General features: G+C 35.4%; 27 protein-coding genes and 2 tRNA genes. 11 read left to right on the top strand and 18 right to left on the bottom strand.

Translation table 11 applies throughout. The features are described from left to right. The first annotated feature begins 46 nt into the window (after positions 1 to 46). Complete coding sequence (locus LDM90_RS05420) at positions 47 to 1,072, top strand: alpha-L-fucosidase (protein ID WP_223898726.1); 1,026 nt, start codon at positions 47 to 49, stop codon at positions 1,070 to 1,072. 296 nt (positions 1,073 to 1,368) lie between these two features. Here the strand turns inward: LDM90_RS05420 and LDM90_RS09430 are convergent, their stop codons facing one another. The 9 genes from LDM90_RS09430 to LDM90_RS05385 all read right to left on the bottom strand — a co-directional run bounded on the left by LDM90_RS09430 (position 1,369) and on the right by LDM90_RS05385 (position 6,324). Further along, positions 1,369 to 1,500, bottom strand: coding sequence for a hypothetical protein (locus LDM90_RS09430; RefSeq protein ID WP_274381262.1), 132 nt, complete (start codon positions 1,498 to 1,500; stop codon positions 1,369 to 1,371). Further along, positions 1,500 to 1,733, bottom strand: a complete 234-nt coding sequence (locus tag LDM90_RS05415) for a type II toxin-antitoxin system prevent-host-death family antitoxin (RefSeq protein ID WP_198213454.1) — start codon at positions 1,731 to 1,733, stop codon at positions 1,500 to 1,502. Before LDM90_RS05415 ends, LDM90_RS09430 begins: the two co-directional genes overlap by 1 nt. 166 nt (positions 1,734 to 1,899) lie before the next feature. Beyond that, positions 1,900 to 2,130, bottom strand: coding sequence for a cytochrome b5 domain-containing protein (locus LDM90_RS05410; RefSeq protein ID WP_034981697.1), 231 nt, complete (start codon positions 2,128 to 2,130; stop codon positions 1,900 to 1,902). A gap of 77 nt (positions 2,131 to 2,207) precedes the next feature. Next, positions 2,208 to 3,089: a lysophospholipid acyltransferase family protein gene (locus LDM90_RS05405; protein ID WP_223896772.1), complete on the bottom strand. Its 882-nt coding sequence runs from the start codon at positions 3,087 to 3,089 to the stop codon at positions 2,208 to 2,210. Further along, entirely contained in the window at positions 3,086 to 4,033 is a 948-nt protein-coding gene (locus LDM90_RS05400) for a glycosyltransferase family 8 protein (RefSeq protein ID WP_198213460.1), read from the bottom strand. Before LDM90_RS05400 ends, LDM90_RS05405 begins: the two co-directional genes overlap by 4 nt. 20 nt (positions 4,034 to 4,053) lie before the next feature. After that, positions 4,054 to 4,893 carry a glycosyltransferase gene (locus tag LDM90_RS05395; protein ID WP_198213462.1) on the bottom strand — a complete coding sequence of 280 codons (840 nt, stop codon included), beginning with the start codon at positions 4,891 to 4,893 and terminating at the stop codon, positions 4,054 to 4,056. Positions 4,894 to 4,903: 10 nt separating this feature from the next. Beyond that, positions 4,904 to 5,668, bottom strand: coding sequence for a lysophospholipid acyltransferase family protein (locus tag LDM90_RS05390; protein ID WP_223896771.1), 765 nt, complete (start codon positions 5,666 to 5,668; stop codon positions 4,904 to 4,906). 258 nt (positions 5,669 to 5,926) lie between these two features. Next, positions 5,927 to 6,049, bottom strand: a complete 123-nt coding sequence (locus tag LDM90_RS09425) for a hypothetical protein (RefSeq protein ID WP_274381261.1) — start codon at positions 6,047 to 6,049, stop codon at positions 5,927 to 5,929. 8 nt (positions 6,050 to 6,057) lie between these two features. Beyond that, entirely contained in the window at positions 6,058 to 6,324 is a 267-nt protein-coding gene (locus LDM90_RS05385; RefSeq protein ID WP_223896770.1) for a PTS sugar transporter subunit IIA, read from the bottom strand. A gap of 162 nt (positions 6,325 to 6,486) precedes the next feature. On the opposite strand from LDM90_RS05385, the gene deoC reads away from it, so the two are divergent. Further along, a complete protein-coding gene (deoC, locus tag LDM90_RS05380) occupies positions 6,487 to 7,194 on the top strand; it encodes a deoxyribose-phosphate aldolase (protein WP_223896769.1) in 708 nt (235 codons plus the stop codon). Between the two features lie 130 nt (positions 7,195 to 7,324). After that, on the top strand, positions 7,325 to 8,044 hold the full coding sequence (locus LDM90_RS05375; protein ID WP_223896768.1) for a GntR family transcriptional regulator: 720 nt from the start codon (positions 7,325 to 7,327) through the stop codon (positions 8,042 to 8,044). 54 nt (positions 8,045 to 8,098) lie between these two features. Here LDM90_RS05375 and LDM90_RS05370 read toward each other — a convergent pair whose 3' ends face one another. The 7 genes from LDM90_RS05370 to LDM90_RS05340 form a co-directional block, all read right to left on the bottom strand. Further along, positions 8,099 to 8,827 carry a DUF4097 family beta strand repeat-containing protein gene (locus LDM90_RS05370; protein WP_198213470.1) on the bottom strand — a complete coding sequence of 243 codons (729 nt, stop codon included), beginning with the start codon at positions 8,825 to 8,827 and terminating at the stop codon, positions 8,099 to 8,101. A gap of 159 nt (positions 8,828 to 8,986) precedes the next feature. Beyond that, complete coding sequence (locus tag LDM90_RS05365) at positions 8,987 to 9,877, bottom strand: DUF4097 family beta strand repeat-containing protein (protein WP_223896767.1); 891 nt, start codon at positions 9,875 to 9,877, stop codon at positions 8,987 to 8,989. 87 nt (positions 9,878 to 9,964) lie between these two features. Then, a complete protein-coding gene (locus LDM90_RS05360; RefSeq protein ID WP_198213474.1) occupies positions 9,965 to 10,774 on the bottom strand; it encodes a DUF4097 family beta strand repeat-containing protein in 810 nt (269 codons plus the stop codon). A gap of 2 nt (positions 10,775 to 10,776) precedes the next feature. Further along, positions 10,777 to 11,421 carry a DUF1700 domain-containing protein gene (locus LDM90_RS05355; protein WP_198213476.1) on the bottom strand — a complete coding sequence of 215 codons (645 nt, stop codon included), beginning with the start codon at positions 11,419 to 11,421 and terminating at the stop codon, positions 10,777 to 10,779. Then, a complete protein-coding gene (locus LDM90_RS05350) occupies positions 11,405 to 11,728 on the bottom strand; it encodes a PadR family transcriptional regulator (protein ID WP_034980930.1) in 324 nt (107 codons plus the stop codon). Before LDM90_RS05350 ends, LDM90_RS05355 begins: the two co-directional genes overlap by 17 nt. Before the next feature lie 124 nt (positions 11,729 to 11,852). After that, positions 11,853 to 12,938: a DUF4097 family beta strand repeat-containing protein gene (locus LDM90_RS05345; RefSeq protein ID WP_223896766.1), complete on the bottom strand. Its 1,086-nt coding sequence runs from the start codon at positions 12,936 to 12,938 to the stop codon at positions 11,853 to 11,855. 94 nt (positions 12,939 to 13,032) lie between these two features. Next, positions 13,033 to 13,911: an alpha/beta hydrolase gene (locus tag LDM90_RS05340; RefSeq protein ID WP_223896765.1), complete on the bottom strand. Its 879-nt coding sequence runs from the start codon at positions 13,909 to 13,911 to the stop codon at positions 13,033 to 13,035. Between the two features lie 143 nt (positions 13,912 to 14,054). On the opposite strand from LDM90_RS05340, the gene LDM90_RS05335 reads away from it, so the two are divergent. Next, positions 14,055 to 14,564: a zeta toxin family protein gene (locus LDM90_RS05335; RefSeq protein WP_198213482.1), complete on the top strand. Its 510-nt coding sequence runs from the start codon at positions 14,055 to 14,057 to the stop codon at positions 14,562 to 14,564. A 73-nt stretch (positions 14,565 to 14,637) separates the two neighbouring features. On the opposite strand, the gene LDM90_RS05330 is transcribed toward LDM90_RS05335, so the two are convergent. Both LDM90_RS05330 and LDM90_RS05325 read right to left on the bottom strand, forming a co-directional pair. Then, positions 14,638 to 14,713 (bottom strand) — tRNA-Lys (locus LDM90_RS05330). Between the two features lie 359 nt (positions 14,714 to 15,072). After that, positions 15,073 to 15,145 (bottom strand) — tRNA-Lys (locus LDM90_RS05325). 140 nt (positions 15,146 to 15,285) lie between these two features. Here LDM90_RS05325 and yycF point away from each other — a divergent pair. The 7 genes from yycF to rlmH all read left to right on the top strand — a co-directional run bounded on the left by yycF (position 15,286) and on the right by rlmH (position 23,126). Next, positions 15,286 to 16,002 carry a response regulator YycF gene (yycF, locus tag LDM90_RS05320; RefSeq protein WP_034980927.1) on the top strand — a complete coding sequence of 239 codons (717 nt, stop codon included), beginning with the start codon at positions 15,286 to 15,288 and terminating at the stop codon, positions 16,000 to 16,002. 62 nt (positions 16,003 to 16,064) lie between these two features. Further along, positions 16,065 to 17,918: a cell wall metabolism sensor histidine kinase WalK gene (gene walK / locus LDM90_RS05315; protein ID WP_034980924.1), complete on the top strand. Its 1,854-nt coding sequence runs from the start codon at positions 16,065 to 16,067 to the stop codon at positions 17,916 to 17,918. Beyond that, the gene (locus LDM90_RS05310; protein WP_223896764.1) at positions 17,908 to 19,242 is read left to right on the top strand and encodes a hypothetical protein; all 1,335 of its coding nucleotides are present in this window, start codon (positions 17,908 to 17,910) and stop codon (positions 19,240 to 19,242) included. The genes walK and LDM90_RS05310 overlap by 11 nt, the downstream gene beginning before the upstream one ends. Position 19,243: 1 nt before the next feature. Then, positions 19,244 to 20,071 carry a two-component system regulatory protein YycI gene (locus LDM90_RS05305; RefSeq protein WP_223896763.1) on the top strand — a complete coding sequence of 276 codons (828 nt, stop codon included), beginning with the start codon at positions 19,244 to 19,246 and terminating at the stop codon, positions 20,069 to 20,071. Between the two features lie 14 nt (positions 20,072 to 20,085). After that, entirely contained in the window at positions 20,086 to 20,883 is a 798-nt protein-coding gene (locus tag LDM90_RS05300; protein ID WP_198213486.1) for an MBL fold metallo-hydrolase, read from the top strand. Between the two features lie 66 nt (positions 20,884 to 20,949). After that, positions 20,950 to 22,155: a S1C family serine protease gene (locus LDM90_RS05295; protein WP_223896762.1), complete on the top strand. Its 1,206-nt coding sequence runs from the start codon at positions 20,950 to 20,952 to the stop codon at positions 22,153 to 22,155. A 491-nt stretch (positions 22,156 to 22,646) separates the two neighbouring features. Further along, entirely contained in the window at positions 22,647 to 23,126 is a 480-nt protein-coding gene (gene rlmH / locus LDM90_RS05290; RefSeq protein ID WP_223896761.1) for a 23S rRNA (pseudouridine(1915)-N(3))-methyltransferase RlmH, read from the top strand. Positions 23,127 to 23,172 lie beyond the last annotated feature (46 nt).

Below are 23,172 nucleotides of genomic sequence, written 5' to 3'. Positions count from 1 at the left end.
GACAACACTATGTATTTCCAGCGTAAGTTTAGTAATGGAGGAATGTATGACTGCAAACGAGAATATTGAATGGTTTAAAAATGCTGAATACGGCATGATGATTCACTGGGGTTTATATTCACTTCTTGCTGGTGAATATGAAGGAAAATCTGCAAGCAATTACGCTGAATGGATTCAGTCTAAATTGCAAATACCTGTTGCAAAGTATCGCCAGCTTGCTACCGCTTTTAACCCAATATATTTTGATGCCGAAAAAATCGTAGCATTTGCTAAAAAATGTGGTATGAAATATTTGGTAGTTACAACTAAACACCATGATGGCTTTGCAATGTACCATTCACAAGTAGATTCATATAATGTGTATGATGCAACACCATTTCAGCGGGATGTAATCGGTGAACTTGCAGCAGCTTGCCAAAAATTCGACTTAAAGCTGGGTCTTTATTATTCCCAAGACTTAGATTGGCATGAACCAAATGGGGGAGGCTACCTTTCAAATGATATTGAATCCTCTGGCACTACTTGGGACAATAGCTGGGACTTTCCTCAAAAAAATAAGAATTATAATCAATGCTTTACAGACAAAATTCTGCCCCAAATTAAGGAAATAATGAATAATTATGGGGAGATAGCTGTTGCTTGGTTTGATGTACCAATGACATTAACTGCAAGCCAAAGTCAGAAAATTTATGAGACAGTAAAAAAATTGCAACCAAATTGCCTAATAAATTCACGTCTTGGTAATGGCAAATATGATTATGTTTCCCTTGGCGATAATGAAATTCCAAATGAAAAAGAAAAGGAGCAAAAAGATATTAATTTTAACTCACTTAATGGCCTTAAACCTTCACCATATGGTTTATATGAGTCAGCCGGTACCACTAATGATTCTTGGGGCTTTTCTTATCGTGATCAAAATTGGAAGTCCCCTGAAACTATTTATCACAACCGTAAATATTTAAACAGCTTGGGAATCAATTATTTATTAAATATTGGCCTTGATGGTTTAGGAAGGATCCCCTTGCCCGCACAGCAAAATATTGCAGCTGCAGCGAAATTGGCTGAGAAATAATAAAAATTCAATAATTCATCATTGATTTTTTGGCTTTTACTAAATAGAAATTGGAATATTGTGGTTTAAGACTACAAAAGAGGCGCGTCCATTTAGGATGCGCCTTAATTAATGAAAGTAATTTTGGATTTTTTTAATGAGGTCTTCTTTGGTACTTAATATAAGTTCGATATAAATTATTTTTTCTTTTTTATCTACACGGCAAAAAATATATTCATATTTATCAATTAGAACATAACAACCATCAAATAATTCAAAAAACTTAGCAGCTTTAATGCCCAGATATGGAAATGACTTTAAATTATCCAGTTTTTTTCTTCCCTAGCCAAAACTTCTTTTTTTACTTTTTCACCAAACTTAGCCAATAAGTATGTTTTTAGGTTTTCAAAATATTCTTTAGACGGGCTAGATAATTTTAATGAGAACATTAGCTGAATAGTTTTCCTTTAATTTCATCAAAATTATAATGCTTTGACTTTTCAGCTTTTTTCAGCTTAGTTACCAGCTCAAGAGCAGTAGTAAATTCATCATAGTCCTCAATATCTATGAGCGCAAATTTGCCATAGCCGTTTTTGGTAAGAAAAACTAGATTATCTTTTTTAACTTTGTCAAGGACTTTATTGTAATTTCTTAATTCTGAAACAGGTCGAATTTGTAACATGAGCATCACTTCCTTTGACAAATATTGTGCATTATTTTTCTAACAATTTACAGTATAATAATGAGCAATAAAGTAAACTAAGATCAGATTGGCAAAAAAGGTAAAAGAAAAGAACCAAGCAGTTTATTAGCTGCTTGATTCTTTTCTTTTTATTTATATTATCTAATTAATCTTCGTAGGTACCGACTTTTTTCAGGTTGCCTAAGACACTTTCACCATGAGGTGATTGTCCTATTGCAACAGTCAGGTCACGACCAGCTAAATTGCCATGGTGTTCGCCATCAGTCCAGTGTGGATTGCCAGTGACATCATAAACAACTCCTTTAATAGCGACATAAGCTGGGTTGCCATTTTTACCATCATATTTTGCTAAAGATTCTTTTGTAAACTTCTCCATTGGAAAATATCCCCTTTCCAAATACACTTACTTATTGTCACCTATATTATAGCTCAAAGAATCAACAAGTCTAACTTTTACTTTGATTTTTTTTGATAATTAAAACGCCAGCCAGCAATATCCCAGGGGGTAAAAGCCGAATCTAATTCACGCTGGTAAGCCTTTTCATAGGCTGCTACTTTTTGCTGGTAATCGTGTTTCATCATCTGCTTAGAATTTTCATTGGCATTCAGTTTAACATCAGGGAAAATAGGTGGCAAAACGTGAACTACATATTTAGTTTGGTAAAAATCAGGGTGGTCTTTTTCTAATTTGTCAGTTATTTGAATTTCAATAAAAGTTGAAATAACCGGCACATTTTGCTTGGCAGCAAAGTAATAGGCGCCTCGTTTTAATTCGCGGGGCTTGCGGTAATTCCACCACATTTCCTGTTCAGGATAAATTAAAACCCAGCTATTTTTCTCTAACGCATCATGCAGGTGACGTGGAAATTCATTACCGACATAGCTAGGGGTTTCTATTAAAGGAATAGTGCCAACATAGTTCATTAGGTAGCACAATATTCCGGGTAATTTTAAGTTGGTGTCCTCAATGGCAATAGTTAAGGAATGGTGTGTTTTATTTGCTAAATGCTTAATGGGTAAAGAGTCAATTTGGTTAAAATGATTAGCAGTGATAATTGCTCCACCTTGTGGCAAATTAGCTAAATTTTCCAGACCGGTAAATGTAGTGGAGTATGTAAAAATATGCATTAAAGTGTTGAAAATTAAATGTCCAATCCGATTATTAATTTTTCCCTTAAAAGTTTTTTGCTCTCGCCAAAAAGCATTGACTAATTCTTTACTTTCCTTTATAGAAAGAACAGGATCACCGACTTCAACTTTGGCATCCCACTTGCCACTATTAACTGCTTCTTTAATATTTTGAATAACTTGTTCACGATTGTCGCCTATAATCATAAACTGACAGGTCCTTGCTTTTTCACATTAGCCCAGTTGTATGGGTCATTAATAGTTTTATCTTCTTTAGCTAGCATATGATCTAATTTATGCCGGTCTTCATCACGTTGCTCATCAGTGTATGTATTTAGTTCAGTCAACAGATCATTATAAAATTTGGTTTCTTTTGCGCTCTTCCAGAAATATTCTTCATATTGAACGTTTTTAAAATGCCATGGTTTAAAGAAAAGGTTGTAATGAATCAAGCTGGGATTAGTTAAAGGTTCAGTATTATCATTTGGCATTGCATCCCATTTGGGATCTAAATGTAAAATTCTTTTATCGCCAATTTCGTTTAAATAATCTTGATCTGGGGCAATACAGTCAAAATGATATTTACTGAGTAAACGCATGAAATGATCAATAAAATTCTCATCGCGAAATGCTTTACAGTTTAAAACCAGCATGCCGGAATTAATGTATTTTTTAGGATCAAGAACTAATACTTCTTTAATATAGGCAACCATTTTTGTTACAAATTGAATGGAAGAATCAGTACAAGCTGCAAAGAGATTATTGCCAAGTTCTGTATCATACAATTTACCAATATCATCATTTACGATTGTGTCACTGTCGATATAAATTGCCTTATCATATTGGGGAAACAGATCTGGAATAAATAAGCGGTAAAAAATGGACATTGTAAAGAAATCAGCTCGTAAATAGTTTTCAGTACGATTTTGAATTGGTGCAACTATTTCATCGTTAATCTTAAAGAATTTAACATGAACATTAGAAGAGCCTATTTCTAATAAATCTTGTTTGTGCTGCGGTGATAAGTCCTGACTTAAAAAATAGATAGTATAATCTTTATCCTCAGCAGCATTCTTTACTAAAGAGTTCAGTGAAACTGCTGCGTATTTTGTAAAATCATCACTAATTGCATAAAAAACTGGAATTGTCATATATTTATTTTCTCCAAACATTATTTTTGTACTAAATTGCTTTTCACACTGAGATAGTAATTCAGAATGTCATCATATTCGTGCAATTTTAGTACTTTATGTACCCGCTTAACATCCCATGGCTTAACTGTCAAGGTATGAAACACGGGCCAGAAACGGAAACTGGTAGTAAAATGCTGAATTACTGTGTCCGACTGCAATTTATACTGTTCATTATAACGACGCGGGGCAATTTTCTTATTTCTGGCATAACGGTTAATTGCAGTTTGATCAGGCATTAATACGGTTCTAGTCTGCAGAAGGTGCCTGATTCTAGCGAATAATTTAGTTTTTCTAATTTCTGGGAGATTAAGCAGCAACACGCCGGAATTAATATAATCAAAAACTTTATGCTCGTGCAGGTTGTGAAAGAAGAACCGTCCCCAGTAATCAAGGACTCCGGCGAATTCGTAATTAGTTATATCTTGTTGGTAAAAACTAACGAGACTTCGCCTGACTATTACATCAGCGTCAAGGTATAGTATTTTATTTGGCAACTGTGGTATTTCGTCAGCGAAGAGCCTGAGCATAGCATAAGGAGTAAAATGAGTACTCATGTTAGCTATTAGAGGCTCTCTGACGAATAGTCCCGTGCAGTCCATTAATTTTAACGTACTTTGAGGATTTTGTTTTACCAAAAGTTCTTTTAAATAGTCTGCTGCATGTTTGCTGAAGGGCTTAAATTTCTTGTGATAACTCTGAGTGTACATTGTTAGAATGTAGATATGGAGTTCTTTTGCACCACTATTTTTTATTAATGAAAGCGTAGCGATAAGAATACCATCTTCGGCGTTGTGATCGCCACAAAAAAGAATATTCATTGAGAACTCCTTAATTTATTTTTTGATAAATGCAATATTCGAAATTACTTGTTAAGGCTCGTTTTTGCATTGTCTGATAAACTTGCTTATGCAGCTTTTCTTGCGCCTGCTTTTTAGTAAGATGATTATCTGGAAAGAAGGGCCCATCTATGTAGACCGTTATTTGCGGTTTCTTACCCCACCTAGGCTTAGAATATGTTGTAGTCATAGTAAAGCTGGCAGAGTCAAGTGCAACAGGGAAATGCATGCTGTTCACTGGAAAAGGCCTGATTTTAGTGTAATAAGGCCAAACATGTGATTCAGGATAAATGACAACTACCTTTTTTGCTTTAATAACCGCAGTGATTGCTTTAATCAATTTTGCAGATTGTTCTATGTTTTGACCAACAGGAAGTCCAAAATATGGTAAAACCAGTTTTCCTAAAACAGGGATGCCCCAATTTGATTGTGCTGCAATAGCATAATAGTTTTTCGCAGGAATAATGCTAAGTGGTAAAACCACATCGCCAAAAGTTTGGGTATGATTACCATAGATAAAATACCCTTGATCGTTTATAGCTTGCAACTTTTCCTTGCCAACTATTCGTACTCTCAGAATCAAATTAATATAGACTATACTAATTAAATGTCCTAAAGGACGTACAATCTTAGACCAGATTTTCCCACCTAATGATTTCGGAAAAATAGCATAACTATTTGGTAACTGATAATCTTGGTTCAGGCTAACCACCAAATCATCTGTTAAATGATGATAGAAGTATTTTCGCTTGCCCATCGAACCCTTCTTTCAATAACGTCATTAAGTAATTTTATCATGAATTGCTCAAGATTAAAAAGGGTGCCATATAGGTTATTTGTCATAATTTTTACCTTAGATATGTATTTCTCTATGGTTGATAGGAGGGTTTGCTTTCTTCATAAGTGGATAATCACACATATAAAAGTTATTATAGTAAGTAATTACTTACTTATAAAGATGAATTTATATAAAAGAGCACACTTATGTACTGAGTCCAAAAACTTGGACAAAAAGTTAATAACATTTCTCTAAGGCTTGAGCAACAGCAATACCGTTTGTTCCCGCCTGTAAAACTGTCTGTACGGCTTCATCAAGTGTTGTATTGTCAGATAATTGGGGGACAAGCTCTAAAAGCATGGGTAAGTTCAGACACTTACTACACGTGTTTTTTCAGTGTGAGCTAAATAGTACTTAAAGGATTCATTGTATGGAGTTCCACCTTTTAGATCTGCCAAAATTAAGACTGATTCTGTTTCACCGTCAAGCAGCTCTTGAAGACGATTACGGTATGAACCAATTCCTCTTTCATCTAATTCAAGTGTCATGATATAATCCGATTTGCCAGCAATAAATTCAAAACCAGAAGCGATGCCTTGTGCTAAATGTCCGTGTGAAGTTAACAATATTTTCACTAAAACCACTCCTTTTTGTAAATACATATTAATTTACAACACAATTATATGTAATCGCTTTATATAAGTAAAACACTATTTTAAATAAAAAAAGTAAGCGGTTGACATTAAAGCTTTCTGTGGTTAAAATCAGTTTATGTAATTACAAAAAGGAGAATAACAATGAAATACACAATTGATGACTTTGCACGATTAATTGATCATACTAACTTACATGCGGATGCTACTGAAGACGACATGAGAAAGTTATGCGATGAAGCTAAAAAATATCATTTCAAGATGGTAGCAATTAATGAAGTCCAATCAGAATTTTGCGCCCAGCAGTTAAAGGGGACTGATATTGATACAGGAGCTGCAATTAGTTTTCCTTTGGGTCAAACAACGGTAGCTTGCAAGTTGGCAGAAACTAAAGATGCATTACAAAACGGTGCCAATGAAATTGATTATGTTGTTAACTTAACGCAAGTGAAAGCTCATAATTGGTCTTATATTGAAGATGAAATGACTCAGATGGTTGATCTTTGCCGTGATCACCATGTTCCATGTAAGGTTATTTTTGAAACATGCTACTTGTCTAAGTCAGAAATTAAGCAGCTGGCTTTAATTGCAAAAGAAGTAAAACCTGATTTTGTCAAGACATCAACTGGTTTTGGGACAGCTGGTGCAACAGTAGAAGATGTAAAATTGATGAAAGAAAATGTTGGCTCGGGTGTTAAAGTCAAAGCTGCAGGCGGAATTCGCAATACCGATGATTTTTTAGCAATGATCGCAGCTGGAGCAGAACGAATAGGCACTAGCTCAGGTGTAAAAATCATTGAAACTCTTAAACAGCGGTTTGAAAAAGATGGCATCAACTCAATTGAAATTTAAGTGTGAATAAAAAAATAGTGTTAAAAAAACCAGTGTAAATAAGGGCTATTTAGCTCTTTACACCGGTTTTTTGCATGGTATAGTATTCTTATAATGGTATAATTTAGTAAGATGAAAGTGGTGGGACTAATTGGTAAAAAAAGAACTCCCTAAATATCAAGTAATTGCCAACGATCTTTTGAATAAAATTCAAACGGGCATTTATGCGCAAAATACAATTATTCCTCCAGAAACTGAATTAGCGGATAAATATCAGGTAAGTCGGCCAACAATGCGTCAGGCAATCTCATTGCTGGTTAATCAAGGTTATTTAGAGCGGCGTCGTAAACGAGGTACACTAGTTAAAAAGGTTAAAATCGAGCAGGAATTTACCCATTTGATTGAAAGCTATAGCGAAGAAATGAGTGCTAAAGGCATCTATCCTAAAACCAATCTGCTTTATTTTGATGAAGAAAAAGCCACACCTGAAGTAAGCAAAAATTTAAAGTTGCCTGAAAAAGCACCTGTCTTTAAGCTAGTACGGTTGCGCTATGCTAATGATCAGCCAATTGTTCTGGTTACAACCTATGTGCCCAAACAAAGGATACCCGAGCTGATTAATTATAATTTTGCCCAGGATTCTTTATATAGTACTCTTGAAAAATATCATTTAAAAGTAACGCAGGTAATCAGAAAGCTGGAAGTAATGGAAGCAGATGAAACTACTTCCAACTTGCTTAATATTGCAGTCAATAAGCCGATATTTTACTTTCATACTCAGGGTCTTACGGCTGATGAACAGCCAATTGAATACTCAATTGCTAAATATAGAGGAGACATTAATTCTTTTGTAATTGATGTTCAGCGCTAATTTTTGCATCAAAAAAGTCTTACCTTTGCCTGAATAGGTTAAGGTAAGACTTTTTTATACAATTTTGATTGATCCCACTCCACATTGAACAGTTACCTGGTTTTGATCGTCACCTAGGCAATAAAAGCTCTGACCTTCTCTATTACCGTGAAAATATATTGACCCGATATTAGCAGATAAATCATAACTAGTCTTAATATTATTGTTGTCAGTCATTTTAAATGATCCGCTAGAGAGTACGAATTGACTTTTTCCTTGCAAATTATCAATTTTAACCGAACCAGCAGAAAGTTTTGCTTTTAGGTTTATATTGCAGTGGCTGATTGATAAACTGCCTGCTTCTAGATTAAGTTTTGCATCTTTAGTTATAGTAACGTTAAGCAATTTTGTTGAACCGGCTTCATTTTTCAATTTAAGCTGTTGCATATTAAGGTCAGATAAAAGGACGCTTCCAGCATGTTCACTTGCTTGCAGTGTGTTAAGCGATGCATCCTCTGGAACAGTAACTATTATTTTATTTATTTTGAAAGAATGCTCGAAAGTAAAACTATTAGAATTATGTCCTTTTTCACTAATAAATAAAGTTTGTTCTTTAACTTCAGCAGTTACATAGTCTTTGTCATTACCACAAATCGTTACATGATAATTTGTTCCAGAATGAATATCAATGCTAAAAGCATAAAGATCCATTGTGATGTTGGTAAATGAAGATAGGTCAATTTCATGTGGTTCAGGATCCGGTTTATTTTGAAATTCAAGTGACCCGTTAAAATTAATTTTCATTGTATTTTTCTTTCTTTAATCTAGTTCTAATATTATATTTAGTAAATATTAGCACCGCAACTTGATTCAGACAATATAGAAATAAAAAATAATGCCTTTTTTATTCTTATATTTATTTTAATGTGACAAAGGCTTCCCAACTCAAGTCTTTTGGAATTTTTAATTAATAACTATATCCCCATCTCCACTTGTAACTTTAAGCAAAGGCAAACCCTTTAATTTTTTAGAAAAGTGTTTGCGATGATTATTGCCATGAAAGACAAGATCATCATCTGAAGCGGTTGAAAGCTGGTAACTGATCTTGGGAGACCTGCTCATTTGAAAATCGCCTTCGCTTAGATTAAATAAGCTGTTGTCAAGTAAATTAGAATTATTTATCTTAGCATCACCGTCACCTAAGGTAGCCTTGATTTTAAAGTGACTACTGGTAACAATCAGGTCGCCTTCACTCATGTTGAGGAAACTGCTTGTTAATGTTGAATTGGAGATTTTCAAATCGCCATTATCAAGGTCAAAGTTGGCTTCCTGCGTTTTAATACTATCTGTAGTAATATTGCCATCTTCTGATTGTAAATTGATGCTGGCAACTGTCAAATCAGCTAAATGAACATTGCCCTCAGAACATGATCCAGTTATTTCTTTTAGCGAGTCTTCTTCTGGAACAGTGACAATTACCTTATAAGTACCATCCTCATAAGCACCGTTGTCTGAAATGGTCAGTTTTTCGCCATGAACCTTGGCACTGTTCTTTTTTACATTAGGACCACTAACTTTAATTTGGAAGTTGTCTCCTTTAGCAATTTGGATGTTGGGTTCTTCAGCGTCAATATTAATTTTAGAGAACTTGCCTACGTTGAAAGTACGGGATTTTGCTGGTATATGATGTGAGTATACGTGAGTTTGATTACGATTAAAAAAGTTTTCAATATTGGTTGTTATGCCTGAATGGATATTATTGATATCTTCTCTGCCACCGTTAGTTTCACCAATACCAAGCAAAATTATACCGATAGTAATGATGGCAACACTGATTAGGTAAAACTTCTTCATTTTGATTCTCCTTGTTTTGGATAAGTTTTTAATTTTAAAATGGGTATTACTAACCAAGAAAACATCTAAGTAAAGTTTACTTGCCCACTAATTAATTAGAATATCGCCATCCATACTAGTAACTTTTAATACGGGTTTATTTTTAACTTTTTTTGCAAAATGATTGGAATGATAAGAACCTTTAAAAATGATTTTATCATCCGAGTGATTTGTCAATACATAGTTGATCTTAGGAGCGTTTGACATTGAAAAGTCACCGTCATTCAATATGACTGAGCTGTTATTTAGTATTTGAGAGTCGCTAATCTTAACATCGCCATCATTTAGTTTTAGTGAACTACGTGAAAAAGTCGACTGGTTTACTTTGAGGTCACCGTCATTTGAATTTAGGTCAAGGCTTTTCGCAGTAAGCTTATTAATCAAAACGTCGCCATCTTCTATTGTCAAATTGACGTGGGGAACGTTTAAACTATTGATATAGAAATCGCCTTCTTCACAAAAACCAGTTATTTTTTTCAAGGCGCTTTTAGCAGGAACATAAACATCAACGCTATAATAGCCATCGTTATAATCATGTTCAGGCTGATCCGAAATAGTGAGCATATTATGATCAACTTTAGTTTTTATTTTTTTGATGTCTGCACCGTGCCCCCCTCTAACAACCACTTTAAACTTGTTAATATCCTTAAGTGAAATTCGGATATCGGGTCTGTAACAGGCTAACTTAATACTGTCGAACTTTTTTACGTAAAAAGTTTTGCTTTCATTATAATGAGCGTGTTTACCATTATAATCATGTGACGGGTTATCATTTAATCTAAATACGACTAGTAGAATCAGCCCAATAAGCACTACCAGTCCAAAGATTAGCCCACAAATTTTATAAAACTTTTTCATTTTTATTTTTCCCTATCTGTATTTTTTCCGGTATTAGTTTGAAAATAATTTTTCTTTAAAATATTTTTACCAAGGTTACGCATAAACTGGGTACACTTGGCAATTAAAATTTTGCCTAATTTGATAATAAATGGGAGTAATAAAAGAATAATGCCAATGCAAATTAAGGATTTACCCAAGTAAAGACAGCCGACTGGCCAGTTGTTAGTGAATAGCAGGGATAAAGATTTAAGAAAGTTTAGGCCTCCACCGACAAAGAATTTAAACAAAAAGGCTATTATCGTAAAAAATAAGCCAAAGAAAACTGCGAGTATAAAGAAGAGCACGAATAAAATTGCTAAAACGAGTGGGATGCCAATTGGAGCAGCACAAATTCCTAATAAAATGTACCAGCTGGCCTTTAGGTTTGACTTCGGAGTCTCCTTTCTTGGAGAAACAGAATCATCTTTGCTTGAATAATCGGCTAAAATATTGATTGCTAATTGTTTGGGCGTTCCTAGTTCAGCTTCGATGGTAGAACGTCTGATGAAGTCACCGTCCAATAAAAATTCGTGGTAAAATTCGACAACATCTTCGCGATCTTTTTCAGGCAAATCAGCTAAGTTTTGTTCTAGTTCGGAAATATAATCATCAATTACTTTGGTCATTTTGCCCTCCTAATACTTGATTAACTCTTGCACTAAAATCTTGCCATTCATCTTGAATTGTATTTAGCAACGTCAGCCCTTCATCAGTAATGTGATAGTAACGCCGGTTGCGTCCTTGATAAGGCTCATCATAAGTTGTTAAGCAGTTATTCTTTTTTAATCTGCGTAAAACAGGATAGATAGTTGACTCGGAGATAGAAAAAATCTTTTGCACATTTTGTGTCAAAGCGTAGCCATACAGATCATCTTGTTTTAGAAAAGCTAAAACCGCACCATCTAGCAAACGAGTTGGTATTTGGATTGCCATGCTTTGCCTCCCCTAATATTATATGATATATAATATTTTAATTTAGGTTTAAGAAATTAGCAAGTATTAAACCGAAATTTTTGATAAATAATACAAAAAAATAAGACTCATCTGAGCCTTATTTTTATTTGATGATTATATCTCCATCATTTAGAGTTGCTTTTAACGTGTCACTTTGCATGCTTTGACTGTTAAAACTATTACCAATACTGGAATTGCGATAAATAATGTCGCCATTGTTTACTTTAAGCTGCACACTGATGTCATGGGCAAGTTGGCTTAACTTCAAGTCGCTATTTGCAGCCTTAACAATATTTTGGCTGGTTAGTTGGCTTTGCCTGATCTGAATATCTCCATCTCGTGCTTCCAGACTGATGTTAGTATGACATTGGACAAGTTCTATATCTCCCTCACTTGTTTGAGCAATTATTTGCTTAAGGATACTGCGTTTTAAACTGCCATCACCGTTACGATCTTTGCTGGATAATTGAGCAATTAGTGACTGAGTAATAAAATAGTCCGCATTTCTGCCGGAAAAAATCAACTCATCTGAGACCTGAACATTATTGATGTATATGTCGCCATTATGAAGGTTAAGTACAATGTTTTTAAGCTTTAGATTTTGCAACATGATGTCGCCATTGTGACTTTGTCCGCTAATTTTAGATAAAGAATCTAATTTAGGAACAGTAATTTCCACGCGACTGGCATTAGTGAGCCTGTTGAACATGATCACATGGCTTTTTTCCTCAACAGGAGCCTCTTTAACAACTAACGTTTGCTTGACTAAATTTACCTCTACAGGTCTGCTGCTGTAATCTGCTACTGTTATTTGAAACTGACTGCCTTGATGAATAATTACATCTGTAGTCTTAACTGCCAATTTTACTTGATTGAAGTTTTCAAGGGTAATGGTACGTTCCCTGCGGGGATATCTTTTGACACGCAACCCATTAAAATAATTATCACTGGCATTGGGATCATTAGCAGAGGCAGTAACTGCTGTTAAAAATTTAACGTAGTCTTGCTTAATTTCTTTTGCCAAGTCATCTGGAGTACCTAGTTCTTTAACTATTTCTTCTTTTGTTTGAAAATCACCGTCGAGCAGAAAATCACGGTAGAAAGCGAGCGTATATTTTTGCTCTAATTTAGATAAAGATGTCAAATTCAGAGCCAATTTTGAGATGAAGTTTTCAATTAGTGGAGTCATCATTCTTCTCCTGTCACTATAAAATATCCTTTTTCTTTTTATTATACGCTATAATTTATGAAAAAAATATTAAAATAATTTATAGAATTAATAGTTAATTAGCCCACAGAAACTGACCGATAATCTGATCTACTTTGGAATTGTCGTGCAACTTACTGTGTTGTCCACCTGCACCTTTAATTTCAATTTCATGGTAATTTACTTTGCCACGTAACAAATATCGTAAAGACTGGGCTGAAACGCAACTGACGTCATCATCAGAATTGGTACCATTTTCTTTATTGCCAAAAATATTCAACACTGATACATTGTTTGGAAAGTTATGACGATGCGTTAAAAAATACTGGTAGGATTGGGTCATATATTTTGGTTTCCCATTTTTAAGCAGATAATTGTGATTGGGCTTCTCATCTAAACCAATAATACCATTAAATGGCGCACCAAGATTGACCTGCTTTTTTAATCGAGGCAAATTGCGATCCTGTCCGTATTTTAACTGATAAGAGAGAGTCATGATATTTCCCATAGAATGAGCTACGGTATTATATTGCTTAATATGGTATTTTTGTTTTAAACATATTATCAGGTTGTGAAACCACTCTCGCGTTGTGTAATAGTTGCTGTTTTTATTATCTTGCAAAATTACTTGAATAAGCGGTCTTTTAGTTTTGCGGGGCCAATTTCCCTGTAATTCAACCTTACCTGCAGGAGAAATTTTAGCTGTTAATACCTTGTGTGCATCATTATGCTGTTCGGCATATGCAATCATTCCTGCACTCGAGCGAGCACCAGCACCATAGCCATGCAAATAAATGGTAGGCGTAGCTTTAAAATGAGCTTTTTTCGTATTGCCAGAATTGACTTCTTCCGTATCCGTATGCGAACTTTTTTGTTCATAAGTGTGAAACAGGACAATTGTAACTAAGAGCAAGCCTAAAATGCTGCTTACTCCTATTAACCATTTTTTCTTCATTAATATTGCCTACTTTGATAATTTAATGTATTAATTATATCTTATGTGCATTATTTTAATATTAAAAATATAAAAGCTTAATAATATAATTTAAATAGTAACGTTAATTCTTTAGTCACCGGTATTGAAAGGAAAAATATTCAATGACACCAATTTTTATTTTAATTAGAGGAAATTCTGGTAGTGGCAAAACTGTCCTAGCCAATTGTTTGCAAAATCATTTTGGCTACCAAAGATGTTTGCTTTTACATGAAGATTTATTGCGCCTTGATATCTTGCATGTTAAGGAAAAAGAGACGGCACCAACTGCCAGTCTGATAGAATTAATGATTGAATGGGGCAAACAATACTACCCTATAATTATATTGGAAGGGATATTGCCCAAAAGGATTTATGGCACAACTTTAACTAAAATAATTCATGAATTTGGTGCAGGAGCATTTGTTTATTACTTAGATATTTCTTTTGCGCAAACCCTAAAAAATAATGAAGAAAAAGAAAGTCCTTTTCCGCTTGAGACTCTCGAGAAATGGTGGCTTGAACAAGATACACTTGGCGAAAAAGAGCGTAAGCTGACAAGTGCCACTGTCAAAGAACTGGCAGAACAAGTTCTAACGGATATTGCAGATTATGAAAACAAAAAAGGGGACTAGAAAGTCTCCTTCAAACTGAATTTTTTAAAAGCAATAAAAAAAGCACCGACTACTTGCAGTGCTATTTTTATTATGGTGGGTGGCCAGGGGCTCGAACCCTGGACCCACGGATTAAGAGTCCGTTGCTCTGCCAACTGAGCTAGCCACCCGTCACCATTTCTGTTGACAGTTAATTATGATAACAATTAATTCGGCTTTTGACAAGGCTTTTGTATAAAAAAGTATAAAGAACTCTGCTTAACATTTGCTTAGGGCAGAATTTGTAGTTATAAAGCTATAGTTTGTTGCTTTTATTTGTTAATTTCATGAGGTTCTGCAAAAGTAAAATGAGTGGATAAAATACTGTTGAATCAATGTTTTTGCTGAAAAAGTGCTGGATTAATTGTTTAAAACAATAACAAATACAATAGAATTGACAAATGAAACTGATCTGATATTATATAAAGGTTTAGTGTCTTTTGACAAACAAAAAAGGTAGCAACCAAGTGATTACTACCTTTATTATTAATGGGTGGCCAGGGGTTCGAACCCTGGACCCACGGATTAAGAGTCCGTTGCTCTGCCAGCTGAGCTAGCCACCCATAAGCGTTATTACAAATAACCGACGGAGACTATTATGCTATTATTTTCACTGAAATGCAAGTTTTTTTATTAAATTTTGGTGACTTTTTTGGCTAATAAACTAAAAACCAGTATAATGATCACAAAAGGGGGCTTTTCGATGTCAAAGAGAATTCTCGTTGTTGATGATGAAAAACCAATTTCTGATATTATTAAATTTAATTTGACAAAAGAAGGGTTTGACGTCGACACTGCGTATGATGGCGAAGAGGCTATCAAGAAAGTTGACGAATATAATCCTGACTTAATGATTTTAGACTTGATGCTACCCAAAAAAGATGGTTTGGATGTAGCGCGTGAAGTAAGACAAACTCATGATATGCCTATCATTATGGTGACAGCAAAAGATACTGAAATTGATAAAGTTTTAGGTCTGGAAATGGGCGCAGATGATTATGTTACCAAACCTTTTTCTAACCGTGAATTAGTAGCAAGAGTAAAGGCTAATTTGCGTCGGCGCAATATCGTCAAAAAAGATGAAAGTGCTAATGATGATAGTTCTACAAAAAATATTGCCATCGGTAATCTGGTTATTATGCCAGATGCCTATATTGTTGAAAAAGAAGGCAAAAAGATTGAGCTGACTCACCGTGAATTTGAGTTGCTCTACTATTTAGCCCAGCACATGGATCAGGTAATGACCAGAGAGCATCTTTTGCAGACCGTTTGGGGTTATGACTATTTTGGCGACGTTCGGACAGTTGATGTTACTGTACACCGCTTGCGTGAAAAAATTGAAGATAATCCTATTCAGCCGCAGATTTTAGTAACTCGTCGCGGTGTTGGCTATTATGTAAAACAGCCTAATGAAGACTAATTAAGAAAGCCCGCAATGTTTAGCAAGCGAGGCTTTCTTTTTATTTAATCACTACAAAAATTATGAAAAAAATCAAGAATAAGTTTAAACATTTAACTATTTCTATTAATACAACATTAGCCATCGTGTTTATGGCGACAATTATTGCCACAATTGAGGTCATTGGTGCTTATTTTACGCGCCAATTAGAGCAAAACAGCATTGAAAACTTCCAATCTTCCATTCAGGTTCTGCCCATTGTGTCTAATCAGTTGTCAACTCAATTACTGAAAGACAACAAGCATACTGACAGCAATTTGAATAGGATTGTTAACGACTATAGCAATGGTATTGGCACGATCAGTGAAATTATTGTTGTAGATAATAAAGACATTATTCGTGCAGTTTCAAACTTAAATGATAAAAACCGAATTGGTCAGCGTGTCAATAATACTTTAGTGAAGCAGGTAACTTCCACTGGCAGACAGGCAACTAAAGTAATTAATGACCATGGAGACTACATGGTGCAGGTTACCCCCTTAAGTGCCGGTAATGGTTCTGCTAATATAGTTGGTGCAATATACGTACGAGCGTCAATGCAGGGAGTTTTCAATGACTTGCGTAATATCTCACTGATGTTTTTGGTCACTTCTTTAATTGCGGCAGTGATAGGTGCAATTTTATCCTTAGTTGTTTCGCATGCGATTACCAAACCAATTGAGGAAATGCAGAGTCAAGCACTTAATATCGCAGACGGCGATTATTCGAGCCAAGTAAAGATCTATTCAAATGACGAGTTGGGTCAGTTGGGTCAGGCCTTTAACACTTTGTCCGTCAGAATTGAACGTTCACAAGAAGAATCTGAAAGTGAACAGCGCAGATTGGATAGTGTTTTGTCACATATGAGTGATGGCGTCCTTGCTACAGACAGGCACGGCAATGTTAACGTTGTTAATCAAATGGCGCTCAACTTTTTAAATCAAACAGAAGAAGAAATTATTAATAAGCCAATTGCTAAAGTTTTGGGTTTGGAAGAATCTTCGCAGGATTTAATTGCAAATCAAAAGGGTATAGCTATTACCATCAATAAGGGAACAAGAGATGAAGTCATTTTACATGCCAGTTTTTCTCTTATTAAAAGGGTGACAGGTTTTGTTTCCGGTAGTGTTTGCGTTTTGCATGATATTACCGAACAACAAAAAAATGAAAATTCACAAAAGCAGTTTGTTTCTAATGTCTCTCACGAGTTGCGTACACCGCTTACTAGTCTTCATGCATATATTGAAACTTTAAATGAGGGTGCCTGGAAAGATCCAAATGTTGCTCCTAAATTTTTGCAAGTTACACAAGAAGAAACCGAGCGCATGATCAGAATGATTAGCGAGCTGCTCAGCTTGTCACGCATGGACAGAGGAGTTTCTAAAGTTGATGTGGAATGGGTCAATTTTAATGACTTTGTAGCTCATATTCTTGATCGCTTTGACATGATTGTCAAAACGGATAAAAAAGAAAACAAAAAGTACACTATTAAACGTGAATTAGGTACGCAGGCATTGTGGGTAGAAATTGATACAGATAAGTTTGCCCAAGTAATTGATAATATCATGAATAATGCAATTAAGTATTCACCTAATGGTGGGACAATCACGGTTAAACTTCATTCTGAACAAAATCGGATTGTTCTTAGTATCGCAGATCAGGGTTTGGGCATTCCACGTGAAGATCTGACTAAAATATTTGATCGCTTTTACCGTGTTGATAAAGCTCGTTCAAGGGCCCAAGGAGGGACCGGTCTGGGTCTTGCGATTGCTAAAGAAATTGTGGAAGAACATCATGGTCATATTTGGGCTAATAGCAGTGAAGGAAATGGCTCAACTTTTTATATTGCACTGCCTTATGAACCAATGAGTGAAGGGGATGATTGGGATGAAGTCTAAATTTAAGCTCGGCGACGCACTGCTTTTACTAGGAACGTTGGCAGTTTTCGTTCTCTCAATTGTTCTCTGGATTTTTATTATGACTAATGATCAGTACTTTAATCATATTAATCAAACGGGCAGAGTAACTGAACAGGCAAAAAACAGACGTAATCGTATTGTTTCCAACCTCTACATTCCTACTAACTCTTATGGATTTAGAAATGGTCAGTTATATCGTTTATATGATGCTAAAAAGAACTTGCCACTGGAGTTTGTCAAAGAAGTAAAAGGGGTAAAATATCGCAGTATTAATAAAATTAGTACCGGTAAAACGCAGTATGAAAAAATGCTGCATGATGAAAATTGTATTCAGTTAAGCTTTCCTAAAGAAGTTAGCATCAATCTGTTTACTAGAAAAAACGTAAAAAAGGATGATGTGCAATTTCGACGCGTTTTTGTGTCAGACAGCAATAATTACCTTTATCTCGGGAATGATAAGACTTTCACTGTTTACCGGGTTCGTTTAATTAAAGGCAACTTTTCTAAACTACGCAATTATGCCAGCAGAGCTCAAGGAAGAGTTCCAGTGGAGTTCGTACGTCTCAAAAATTGTTATGAGGTATTCTTTACTAAGCAAGACCATTGGAAAATATACAGCTACCTTACTAATACCCAAACTGATTCATATTTTGTATCTCGGCTGCTTGGTACTACTAACGTGATAACCCGCTCCAACAAAAAAGGCTGGACTACGTACTCGCTTAATTACTATACCAATTTACGAGCTCCCAAGGCTAAAACTGAACGACATGATTTTCACTATACTGGGTATGAGAAGCGTAAAGATATATCACTTAATGATCAGCTTCTAGAGAGCGTAGATTTTGTTCATAAACTAGGTTTAAGCGAGCAGGATTTGCGTTACTTTGATACTGTAAATGATTCTATAAGCTATATTAACTATATTGAGGGCATACCAGTCTTTTGGGATGAAAGCAGTCCACAGGTTGCAACCGCTTTCACTGAAGATGCAGTAAAAGTTGATTTTAACAATACAGATTTACAAATACCAATACCTTTTGATGGTCAGACGAAAACTTTGCCAACAAGCGCAGCAGTAATGCAAAGATTAATAAATGCCGGTATGAGAAAAGATGAAATTCAACGTATAATAGTGGCTTTTAAGGTTGAAAAGGATAATTCACACGACCACTTGGTTAACCTGGTACCAGGATATTATGTTAAAGCATATGATGAGTGGAAGAGTTTAGCCGAATGGGAGAAAATAGATTTTCTGGCTCTGAATAAATATAGGCAGACATTAACGGAAGAGGGGAAATAAGATGGACCGTAAAAGAATAGAATGGTTATTTTTCGTCATTTTCTTGTTAATCGATATTTATTTAGGAATTGAAATTTGGCGTTCGCCTATTAGCTTGAGCAATACTTCCGGTTCTACTGCAACAAGCATTCGTGCCGAGATGCGAGCTGACGGAATTGACGTGCCCCTGCATATTTCACATAAGCAACAATCTGGTTATTATTTAGCTGTTAAAAAGCGTGATTATCTTTCTAGTAAAAGCAGTAGTCTTACACAAGTTACAACCCATTATTCCAAAAGTGACAATTCTTTAACTGGGACACCTAAGTCCATGATTCTACTTAGTGGCAACCGCAAAAATAATATGCAGCAGCTGGAAGATTTTAAAAACGATCCTAAAAATGTACCCTATGGTAAAACTTTTAAGTTTGAACCCAGCATGTCTGGTGACAATACATATTGCTATGTGCAAAATACCGATTATGGTCGCATTTACGACAGTGATGCTCAGTTGACAATTAATGTGCGCAATGATCAAATTATTAACTATACTATTTCCTATATGGGTCCTATTAAAGCAGTTCGTGAACCGCAATTAATTATCAGTGCTTGGCACGCTGTTAAAGCAATGTATACTGACAGGGAAATTGCCAACAATTCGCGGGTAATGCGAGTTAGTTTAGGCTATTCTAAATTAACCGATGTTCGCGGCAGTACAATTTTGCTGCCTACATGGCTAATTCAAGTTGAAAATAAGACAACTAAGAACATCACTGTTAAAAGAGTTAATGCATTTACAGCACAAATCTTGCAAGGCAGCTCATATAATGTTAATGTACAGAAAAATTAGGAAGGGATAATGCGGTGCAGGTTTCTGTTTTAGCCAGCGGTTCAACTGGTAACACCAGCTTAATTGAAACTGGTCAGCATAAAATTTTAATGGATGCAGGTTTATCAGGTAAAAAAATCAAGACCTTGTTAAGTCAAGTTGGCGTTGATATTAAAGACATTGACATGGTCTTTTTAAGTCATGATCATTCAGATCACAGCAAAGGACTGGGGGTTTTAATGCGCCGTTACCCTCGAATTGCGGCTTTTGCCAACAGTGGCACTTGGGAATATTTAACTGAAACACAAAAAATTGGGCAAATACCGGTTGAACAAATTAATATTATTGAGCCGGGGCAAACCAAGACTTTTGGCGATTTGGATGTGACAGCATTTGCGACTAGTCACGATGCAGCACAGCCTCAATATTACGTTTTTACCAGTAGTGGCAAGAGAATTGCTTTTTTGACAGATACCGGCTATGTCTCTCGTAAGGTAAAAAGCGTGATTGAAGATGCGGATGCCTATCTCATGGAGTTTAATTATGATGATATGATGTTGCGCAATGGTCCATATTCCTGGAGCTTAAAGCAGCGTATTTTGTCAGATGTCGGACATTTATCAAATGATGATGCCGGGCAGGCTTTGCTCGATGTGGTGACAAGTAAAACCGAACACATTTTTTTAGCACATAGAAGTCAGCATAATAATACTGCAAAGTTGGCTTATAATGCTGCTAAAAAAATAATGGTTGATGGGGATGCTAATTTGCCCAGTGATGTTAAAATTGTTCTGACCGATCCGATCCAGCCAACTAATTTAGTACAAATTTAAGGAAACTTTTTATCTTTTTTCAAGTTTTGTTAGTATAGTAAAAAGATATGTAAAGGAGATTAAATAATGAATAATCAAAACTCTGGTCATCAGCAACATGGCATTATGAAAACTGCTATTGTTGGTGTTGTAGCCGGACTAATCGGTGGTGGAGCTTCATATGTAGCCTTAGATCAAATTAATAACGCTAATATGAATAATAATGCTCAAACGACTATTAGCTCCAGCAGTGCGAAAACTTCCAGAAACAGTGCTAAAACCAGTGGCACAATGACGCCAGCCTATAATGACGTTAAAGGTGCCGTTGTTTCAGTTATTAATATGAAACGGCAATCAAGCAGCAGCAACTCTATTTTCGATATTTTTGGCGATAACGATAATGACAATAAAGGTAAGGGAAAACTGCAAACATATAGCGAGGGCTCTGGAGTAATTTACCAGAGATCTGGCAATAAAGGTTATATTGTAACTAACAATCACGTTGTTTCGGGCAGCGATAAAGTGCAAGTAATGCTGTCTAATGGCAAAACTGTTAATGCACGTATTGTGGGTACGGATGCAACAACAGACTTAGCTGTTCTTTCAATTGATAGCAGCTATGTAACTCAAACAGCTGAATTTGGTGACTCTAAGAGTTTACAGGCAGGTCAAACAGTTATTGCAGTTGGTTCGCCACTTGGCAGCGAATACGCTTCAACGGTTACTCAAGGAATAATATCAGCACCAGCACGTAGTATTACGACTTCTTCTGCTAATCAGCAGACGGTTATTCAAACTGATGCTGCTATTAATCCGGGTAATTCAGGCGGTGCGTTAGTCAATTCCGCAGGGCAAGTAATTGGCATCAATTCAATGAAACTTTCTCAATCAAGTGACGGCACATCAGTTGAAGGCATGGGCTTTGCTATTCCATCAAATGAAGTGGTAACCATAGTTAATCAGCTGGTTAAAAAGGGCAAGATTGTCCGCCCACAATTAGGTGTTAAAGTGATTGCTTTGCAAGGTATACCTTCTAGCAACAGAAAACAACTTAACATTAAGTCTAATCTGAAAAATGGTATTTATGTTGCTTCGGTTTCCAAGCACAGTGCTGCGTCTGCGGTCGGAATTAAGACTGGTGATGTGATTATCAAAGTTGACAACAAATCTGTATCAGATGTTGCTTCGTTACACAGCATTTTGTATAATCACAAAGTCGGAGATACCATTACTTTAACCATTAACCGTAACGGAAAAGAGATTAATTTACGTGTAAAATTACAATCCGATTAAACAAAGAATATTCTAGAATTAAGTGATAAAAAGGCTATACTATGCGATTTTAGACATAAGTATAGCTTTTTTGTTAACATTATTATTGGGAAACATAAAAAAGTTCGCGAAATATTATTGTCAAGTAAAAAATATCATAGCCTTTTTTGTTGACAACTGTGGATAACTTTGTGGATTGTGCATAAAATGCGAAAAACCTGATGGGATAAATTGTGTATAACCTGTGAATTGTGTGTAAATAATAGTGAAAATTAATTAGCTCAAACAGTTGTTCAAGGCTTAACAGCAGTATTTTAGAGCAAAAAGTTTGTGAAAATCAACTATGAAAAATATTTATGTGGGTAAATCAGCGATGATAAATATAAAAATTTTGTCAAAACACAATTTGTTCTCTTACTAAAGGTAAAAACCACAAAATGTAGTTTTGAACTTTACACAGCTGTGGAAAAAGCAAGTGGAAACTTTGGGAATTGGGGGATAAAATAGCAATTATGAATATTAAAATTATTTGTGTGGGTAAGTTAAAAGAAAAATACTTTAAAGATGCAATCGCTGAATATAAAAAAAGGCTGAGCCGTTTTGCCAAGGTACAAGTAATTGAAGTACCTGATGAAAAGGCACCGGAAAAGTTTAGTCAAGCAGAACAGGAAAATGTCAAAGAAGTCGAAGGGCAAAGGATCCTAAATAAGATTAAAGATAAGGAATACGTTTTTGTAACTGCAATTAAAGGTAAACAGCGCAGTAGTGAAGAGTTTGCTCGTGAATTAAAGGATTTGGCAACTTATGGGCATTCTGATTTAACTTTTGTAATTGGTGGCAGCTTAGGTACTAGTCCAGCAGTAAACCAGCGTGCCAATGATCTGCTGAGTTTTGGCAAGTTGACTTTGCCACATCAATTAATGCGGGTCGTTTTAATTGAACAAATCTATCGCGGCTTTATGATTAATAGTGGCAGTCCGTATCATAAGTAGACCAAATTGTCTTAATGTTGTATTTTAATCAGTACACAAAGTAATT

The sequence above is a fragment of the Lactobacillus huangpiensis genome (assembly GCF_019972815.1).
GTDB classification, from domain to species: Bacteria; Bacillota; Bacilli; order Lactobacillales; family Lactobacillaceae; genus Lactobacillus; species Lactobacillus huangpiensis.
The sequence above is the reverse complement of the archived record's forward strand: the minus strand, read 5'-3'. Positions and strand labels throughout refer to the sequence as shown.

What these genes read in the sequence shown, in the direction of transcription:
- LDM90_RS05420 (WP_223898726.1), top strand. Translation starts at nt 47, where the DNA reads ATGACTGCAAACGAGAATATTGAATGGTTTAAAAATGCTGAATACGGC.
- LDM90_RS09430 (WP_274381262.1), bottom strand. Translation starts at nt 1,500, where the DNA reads ATGTTCTCATTAAAATTATCTAGCCCGTCTAAAGAATATTTTGAAAAC.
- LDM90_RS05415 (WP_198213454.1), bottom strand. Translation starts at nt 1,733, where the DNA reads ATGTTACAAATTCGACCTGTTTCAGAATTAAGAAATTACAATAAAGTC.
- LDM90_RS05410 (WP_034981697.1), bottom strand. Translation starts at nt 2,130, where the DNA reads ATGGAGAAGTTTACAAAAGAATCTTTAGCAAAATATGATGGTAAAAAT.
- LDM90_RS05405 (WP_223896772.1), bottom strand. Translation starts at nt 3,089, where the DNA reads ATGATTATAGGCGACAATCGTGAACAAGTTATTCAAAATATTAAAGAA.
- LDM90_RS05400 (WP_198213460.1), bottom strand. Translation starts at nt 4,033, where the DNA reads ATGACAATTCCAGTTTTTTATGCAATTAGTGATGATTTTACAAAATAC.
- LDM90_RS05395 (WP_198213462.1), bottom strand. Translation starts at nt 4,893, where the DNA reads ATGAATATTCTTTTTTGTGGCGATCACAACGCCGAAGATGGTATTCTT.
- LDM90_RS05390 (WP_223896771.1), bottom strand. Translation starts at nt 5,668, where the DNA reads ATGGGCAAGCGAAAATACTTCTATCATCATTTAACAGATGATTTGGTG.
- LDM90_RS09425 (WP_274381261.1), bottom strand. Translation starts at nt 6,049, where the DNA reads ATGCTTTTAGAGCTTGTCCCCCAATTATCTGACAATACAACACTTGAT.
- deoC (WP_223896769.1), top strand. Translation starts at nt 6,487, where the DNA reads ATGAAATACACAATTGATGACTTTGCACGATTAATTGATCATACTAAC.
- LDM90_RS05370 (WP_198213470.1), bottom strand. Translation starts at nt 8,827, where the DNA reads ATGAAAATTAATTTTAACGGGTCACTTGAATTTCAAAATAAACCGGAT.
- LDM90_RS05365 (WP_223896767.1), bottom strand. Translation starts at nt 9,877, where the DNA reads ATGAAGAAGTTTTACCTAATCAGTGTTGCCATCATTACTATCGGTATA.
- LDM90_RS05360 (WP_198213474.1), bottom strand. Translation starts at nt 10,774, where the DNA reads ATGAAAAAGTTTTATAAAATTTGTGGGCTAATCTTTGGACTGGTAGTG.
- LDM90_RS05355 (WP_198213476.1), bottom strand. Translation starts at nt 11,421, where the DNA reads ATGACCAAAGTAATTGATGATTATATTTCCGAACTAGAACAAAACTTA.
- LDM90_RS05350 (WP_034980930.1), bottom strand. Translation starts at nt 11,728, where the DNA reads ATGGCAATCCAAATACCAACTCGTTTGCTAGATGGTGCGGTTTTAGCT.
- LDM90_RS05345 (WP_223896766.1), bottom strand. Translation starts at nt 12,938, where the DNA reads ATGACTCCACTAATTGAAAACTTCATCTCAAAATTGGCTCTGAATTTG.
- LDM90_RS05340 (WP_223896765.1), bottom strand. Translation starts at nt 13,911, where the DNA reads ATGAAGAAAAAATGGTTAATAGGAGTAAGCAGCATTTTAGGCTTGCTC.
- LDM90_RS05335 (WP_198213482.1), top strand. Translation starts at nt 14,055, where the DNA reads ATGACACCAATTTTTATTTTAATTAGAGGAAATTCTGGTAGTGGCAAA.
- yycF (WP_034980927.1), top strand. Translation starts at nt 15,286, where the DNA reads ATGTCAAAGAGAATTCTCGTTGTTGATGATGAAAAACCAATTTCTGAT.
- walK (WP_034980924.1), top strand. Translation starts at nt 16,065, where the DNA reads ATGAAAAAAATCAAGAATAAGTTTAAACATTTAACTATTTCTATTAAT.
- LDM90_RS05310 (WP_223896764.1), top strand. Translation starts at nt 17,908, where the DNA reads ATGAAGTCTAAATTTAAGCTCGGCGACGCACTGCTTTTACTAGGAACG.
- LDM90_RS05305 (WP_223896763.1), top strand. Translation starts at nt 19,244, where the DNA reads ATGGACCGTAAAAGAATAGAATGGTTATTTTTCGTCATTTTCTTGTTA.
- LDM90_RS05295 (WP_223896762.1), top strand. Translation starts at nt 20,950, where the DNA reads ATGAATAATCAAAACTCTGGTCATCAGCAACATGGCATTATGAAAACT.
- rlmH (WP_223896761.1), top strand. Translation starts at nt 22,647, where the DNA reads ATGAATATTAAAATTATTTGTGTGGGTAAGTTAAAAGAAAAATACTTT.